This is a genomic window from Finegoldia magna (genome assembly GCF_018371055.1).
In the GTDB taxonomy this organism is placed as follows: domain Bacteria; phylum Bacillota; class Clostridia; order Tissierellales; family Peptoniphilaceae; genus Finegoldia; species Finegoldia magna_I.
In genome coordinates this window covers 1-5,588 of record NZ_JAGYZD010000109.1, presented here as the reverse complement: position 1 = coordinate 5,588, position 5,588 = coordinate 1, and the positions used below count along the sequence as shown (strand labels likewise).

Here is a 5,588-nt window from a genome sequence, read left to right as displayed (position 1 = left end):
TTCTGAATATGGTCTACCATCAACAGTTTCATCTCCGATTGCACAGGATAATTCAATCTCTCTATTTTCCTCTTGTGCCTTTAGGTGGGCATAAATATTGACTGATACATCAGCCTTGGATAGGTCTTTACCATGCAGACCTCCACCAGTTACTGCTCTTCCCATATCAGAACCGAGTTTTCTATTAGCCGCTCCAGTATCAACATTAAATCCTCCAGTCCAATCTCCCAATGGATTTACTATTGCTCTTGGATAAATTGATTTTAAAATTTCTGTAGATACATTTGACTGGCAGATGATGAGTTTATCCCCATCAAGAATGTATTTACCATCGTAAGGATAATTAGAATAAATTTCACGAGCAATTAAAGATAGTTTCTTTTCTTCATCTGATGTTGGCACTCCCTTAAAAATTCCATTGTCACCACATCTTATCTTTTCTTTTTGATTATTTGATAGGTGGATATCCTGTTCTACGATTTTAATATCTGTTATGACCTCTCCAGCTATCCTCTTAATTGCTGTTACAATTTCTTTTTTATTTAGATTACAATCTGTTTCAATAATTACATGGCAATTTCCATGCCCTAGCAATACTTCAACTGCTATTTTAGGATTATCTTTTTCTTTATATGCTAAATCTACAATTGCACCAGCAATACAATCTGCTATTTTATCTGGATGCTTTGGATTTACTTTTTCAAACATTTTCTTCCTCTCTTTCTTTAAATAATGAAAATGTACTCGTGCCCAACGATAGAAACAAAGAAATCTATGATTTCGTCTTGTTTCATCGGAAGGGTACAAATTTATTACCTCCTTTGCCTTAGTAATTTTTCCATCATATCTTCTCCGTAGTCTTCATAAACTTCAGTGCAGTTTTCTTTTACTATGTCATAAATCTCGTACCATAAAAGGTTGGCTGTTTTTTGAAACTGACTAGACATCTGTACAAATGGTGATGCAATAACCCCACCAGTTGTAGGATGCTTTCCTAAAAGTCCAAATTGACTTATTGCCTCTTCACATTGAATGTATCTTGCAAAAGCCTGAGAATAGGATTCTAATAATCTTGGATTTACTAAGTTTTCACAGTTTCTCTGTTTTAACCATCCCCATGTCTCTTTATATATTTCATCTGCACCTAGTGGTATTCCATTCTTTTGCTTTGCTGATAGATAATCACTTGGTGTAGGCATATCTGTTCCATCAAGAACTGCTCCGTCTGGTAAGTCAACTGCATCTATTTCTTCTGGAGTGAATGTTGAAATATCATTCATTAGTATTTCTACTTTTTTACCTTTTTCTATTTTTTCAGCAGCAGACTGTGGTTTACCCCCTGCTTTTACTCTTCTTCCACCTCTATATGTTCCGTCTTTAGCGATACTATCACCTCCATGTTTTTAATAGGGCGTTTGAACCCGCCTTTTTGTGCGTGAAAGGGCGGCACCGTTGGTATGGGGTTCAGTCGTAGAGATTAAGACTCCCCCTCCCCTCGGAAAACTATCCTCCAAACCTATCTCCACTCTTTGCATGAATCTTTGAGTGACAAGATTTACAAAGACTCATAAGATTGTCTTCGTCATTAGTTCCACCACGAGAAAGAGGAAGTATGTGATGTACTTCCTCTACCTTTGTCATTCTATTCTCTTTTAAACACATCTCACAAAGTGGATGCTCTGCTACATATCTTTTCCTTATAAGTCTCCATGCTTTTCCATAACGCTTATGAGTTTTAGGATCTCGTTTATATTTTTCATAGTTTTTGTTGTATTCTTTCTCATGTTTCTTACAGAATCGTCCATCAACTAATTCAGGACAACCTGGATGTGAACATGGTCTCTTAGGTTTACTTGGCATTTTATCACTCCATAAAGAAAGCCCTGAAGATTAAATCTCCAAGACTCTTTTAATTATTCTTTTGCTATTTTAATAATACTACAACTGCTTACTCTCATTCTATCAACTTTACTCTCATGTTTATGATATAATTATATTAAACAAATTTTAGGAAGAGAGGTGTTAAGCATTCTTGAGACTGAACAATTAGTTGAAAAATTAAAAGATAAAGGAATTACATTTAATTTATGCGATGAGGAACACGCTATAAAGTTTTTAAATCAACACAATTATTATGTTAAGCTAACTGCATATAAAACAAATTTTTCAAAACATAATAATCAATATGTAGGTTTAGATTTTATGGCTTTGAAAGATCTATCCACCATTGATATGTACCTAAAACAATGGATTCTTAACGCTAGTCTTAGTGTAGAACATTCTTTAAAGGTTAATCTTTTAAAAGATATCCAAGAGAGGGGAATAGACGAATTTGATATTGTAAAAAATTATCTTTCTATTTATCCAAAGATGCTAGACGAGATAGAATTTCGAAGAGAGACTCCTTATGTAAAAAATCTTTTAGCGAAATATACCCATCCCGATTATCCTATATGGGTTTACCTAGAGGTAATTCCTTTTGGCGAATTTGTTAATTTCTATAAGTACTATTGCAAAGAATACTCTTGCGGTGAATTTAGTTCTGATTTACTATATAACGTTAGGAACATAAGAAATGCTTCAGCCCACAATAATTGTGTAATCCATGATTTAGTTAATAAAAGTGGTTATTATAAAAATGAATTAGTTGATATATTAGATTCTCTTTTACATAATACCCGAAGACGAACAATCCAAGATAGACTAAAAAATAATTCTGTTCAGGATTTTATTTCTTTATTAATTGCAGTAAATATAGTTATTAAAAGTGAAGATTTAAAAACTTATTACCTAAAAAGTATTAAGGAACTCTTCGATGGAAGAATGATTAGGGATGCTTATCTTTATAGATCGTCCCCAGCATTAAACCAAATGTATGATTTTTGCAAAGAGGTTGTTGACATTCTTCAATAATACCATTATAATATTAGTACGAATTGAAAACGAAAGTTTTGCGGGTGATGCATTTATGCGTCACCCGATTTTTTTATACCTCTATATTTTTCAAAGCCTTACTATGAAGTCTAAAGATATGCTGAATTGAGTAATTCATCTCAACCGCTATCTTTTCCCAAGATTCAAAACAGAGGTATCTTTTTTCTAAAACGACTTGAAGTTCTTTGTCTTCAATCTTTTTTATTGTTCTTACAATCTCTTTTTTTAAATCTACCAATCTATCTATATCCCTATTGATTTCTTCTTGAAGATCTATGATTTTAACAATAGTATCTTCAAGTTTAGATGTTCCTCTACTAGGACTCTTAGGCATATCTGATAAGGTCGATGTAGCTTTTGTAGCCAGAGCATTTAAACTTTCAACTTGCTCCAGCTTACTATTAATTCTCTTGTCTAAATAAAAAGCTTGTTTTAAATATTCTTTTGTATTCATTTCTTACCTCCATAAGTTTTGAGGTAAGTTCCCTATAGAACCTCTACTCATTTTAAATTTGCTTTTACTGCATCTATAAGTGCAGCTTGTGTCTTGTTCTTATTTTCTAATGCTTTCATCACATCTTCATCAATAGTTCCTTTTGCTAATATATGATGAATCACAACCGTTTCTTTCTGCCCTTGTCTATAAAGTCTGGCATTGGTTTGTTCATAAAGTTCTAAGGACCAAGTAAGAGAAAACCATATAAGTGTTGAACCTCCAGCTTGTAAATTCAGTCCATGACCAGCAGATGCTGGATGGATAATGGCAACTGGAATTTTACCTTGATTCCATTCTTTAAAATCCTTACTTGTTTTAAGTTCTCTTACATCAAATCTTTCTTTGATTCTTTTTAAATCTGACTTGTACCAATAGGCTATAAGAACAGGTTTTCCATTAGCACCCTCTATTAAATCTTCTAAAGCATAAAGCTTTTTATCATGAATATGAATCATATTTTTATCTTCATCATAAACAGAACCCGATGCCATTTGAAGTAACTTATTAGAAAGGGCTGCAGCATTAACAGCATCTATATCTTTATCTTTAATACTAACAACCAAGTCTTTTTTTAAGGTTTCGTATATACCTCTTTCTTTATCTGATAGATTTACAAAGACTTCATTATTTATCTTCTTTGGCATTTTTAGATAATCTTCAGCTTTCATAGAAACGGTTATATCTGATATCTTTTCATAGATTGCATTTTCAGCAAAAGGCAGTGGTTTATAGGAATATATGATTGGTCCATTTCTCTTATCTGGTTTGAAGTAGACTTCCCTGTACTGACCGATAAATCTTCCAAGTCTCTCTCCCATATCAAGCAGTCTAAACTCAGCCCATAAGTCCATTAGTCCGTTAGATGATGGAGTTCCAGTAAGTCCAACTATTCTTTTTACCTTTGGTCTAACTTTCATCAAGGCTTTAAACCTCTTTGACCTATGAGATTTAAAAGATGATAATTCATCAATTACAATCATATCGTAGTTAAATGGTAGTTCGCTTTTATTTATTAACCAATCTACATTTTCCCTATTGATTAGATAAATATCTGCCTGCTTATTTAATGCTTTTATTCTTTCTTTTTCACTACCTATGGCTACTGAATATTTTAAGATATCAAGGTGGGACCATTTTTCTATTTCTTCCTTCCATGTATCTCTAGCAACTCTTAATGGTGCTATGATTAAAACTTTAGAGATTTCAAAAGAATCAAAGAGTAAGTCTTTTATAGCTGTTAAGCTTATAACCGTCTTGCCAAGACCCATGTCTAGTAGAAGTGCCGATTCTTTATTTTCTTTTATAAATTCAGTAGCATAGTTTTGATATTTATATGGAGTGTATTCCAATTAGTCACCTCCAATTCTCTTTATTATTTCGTCAATGTTTTCTTTGGAATCAAGAACATAAACCTTAAATCCTAAGTTTTTAAATTGCCTTATTCTTTTTTTCTGAATTGGTCTTACTTCTCCTCTAGGTCTTTTTGTTTCCACAAATCCTATCTTACCTTTAGGTAGAAGTATTATCCTATCTGGTATTCCAGTCATAGAAGGAGATGTAAATTTAAGACAAAGACCTCCATGGAGTTTCACCTTATCTACTAAGGCTTTTTCTATTTCGTTTTCTAGCATTGATATTTCAACCTTTCTCTTGATTGTGTGAAGGTCTCGAAGGTCTCTTCTATAACCTTTATATATATACTAATTTTAATTTTAGTACTATATAAAAGTTATATATATGACCTTCGAGACTTGCACAATAGCTAAATTTACACAAAGTCGCTTTTTAATTTTAGCCCTTGGATCTTAATTCCATCTCGAAGTTTTACTCTCATAAATCCATTGGATGAAAGAGCTGAATAAAAATCAGTTGTTGACCTTACATAGTCACCAATTCTTAGACAATAGGCTCTATATTCTTGATAGACTTCTCCAGATTTTTCTTCATAGGATGAATCAATCTCACAACACTCATTTAAGAAATGCTTAAACCAGTTATTTGATTCCTTATATTCATTGATAGCATCAGCCACTTTTTTAGGTAGGCTGAATTTAAAATCTTCATCAATAGCCTTTTTAGCACCCTCGATTAACCACTTGAGAACTGCTCCCCCAGCCTTATCTACTAAATAATCAGTGTAGTTTTTAATATCACTACT

At 32.7% G+C, this 5,588-nt stretch carries 7 protein-coding genes and 1 pseudogene; 1 reads left to right on the top strand and 7 read right to left on the bottom strand.

Translation table 11 applies throughout. The annotated features are described in order from the left end of the window. The 3 genes from KHW44_RS05840 to KHW44_RS05830 all read right to left on the bottom strand — a co-directional run. On the bottom strand, window positions 1–708 hold a 708-nt coding region (locus tag KHW44_RS05840), incomplete at its 3' end, for an S-adenosylmethionine synthetase N-terminal domain-containing protein (protein ID WP_304067096.1). 104 nt (window positions 709–812) lie between these two features. After that, complete coding sequence (locus KHW44_RS05835) at window positions 813–1,385, bottom strand: P27 family phage terminase small subunit (RefSeq protein WP_304067099.1); 573 nt, start codon at window positions 1,383–1,385, stop codon at window positions 813–815. A 118-nt stretch (window positions 1,386–1,503) separates the two neighbouring features. After that, window positions 1,504–1,860: an HNH endonuclease gene (locus tag KHW44_RS05830; RefSeq protein ID WP_066130548.1), complete on the bottom strand. Its 357-nt coding sequence runs from the start codon at window positions 1,858–1,860 to the stop codon at window positions 1,504–1,506. A gap of 159 nt (window positions 1,861–2,019) precedes the next feature. Between KHW44_RS05830 and KHW44_RS05825 the strand changes: the two genes are divergently transcribed. Continuing rightward, complete coding sequence (locus tag KHW44_RS05825) at window positions 2,020–2,913, top strand: Abi family protein (RefSeq protein ID WP_304067092.1); 894 nt, start codon at window positions 2,020–2,022, stop codon at window positions 2,911–2,913. A gap of 73 nt (window positions 2,914–2,986) precedes the next feature. Here KHW44_RS05825 and KHW44_RS05820 read toward each other — a convergent pair whose 3' ends face one another. From KHW44_RS05820 to KHW44_RS05805, 4 genes and pseudogenes are all read right to left on the bottom strand, one after another. Next, entirely contained in the window at window positions 2,987–3,388 is a 402-nt protein-coding gene (locus tag KHW44_RS05820; RefSeq protein WP_304067090.1) for a DUF1492 domain-containing protein, read from the bottom strand. A 47-nt stretch (window positions 3,389–3,435) separates the two neighbouring features. After that, window positions 3,436–4,779: a DEAD/DEAH box helicase gene (locus KHW44_RS05815; RefSeq protein ID WP_304067088.1), complete on the bottom strand. Its 1,344-nt coding sequence runs from the start codon at window positions 4,777–4,779 to the stop codon at window positions 3,436–3,438. Further along, window positions 4,780–5,061: a VRR-NUC domain-containing protein gene (locus KHW44_RS05810; RefSeq protein ID WP_304067086.1), complete on the bottom strand. Its 282-nt coding sequence runs from the start codon at window positions 5,059–5,061 to the stop codon at window positions 4,780–4,782. It abuts the gene before it with no gap. 137 nt (window positions 5,062–5,198) lie between these two features. Further along, window positions 5,199–5,588 (bottom strand): annotated as a pseudogene (locus KHW44_RS05805) (DNA primase); the annotation flags it as partial.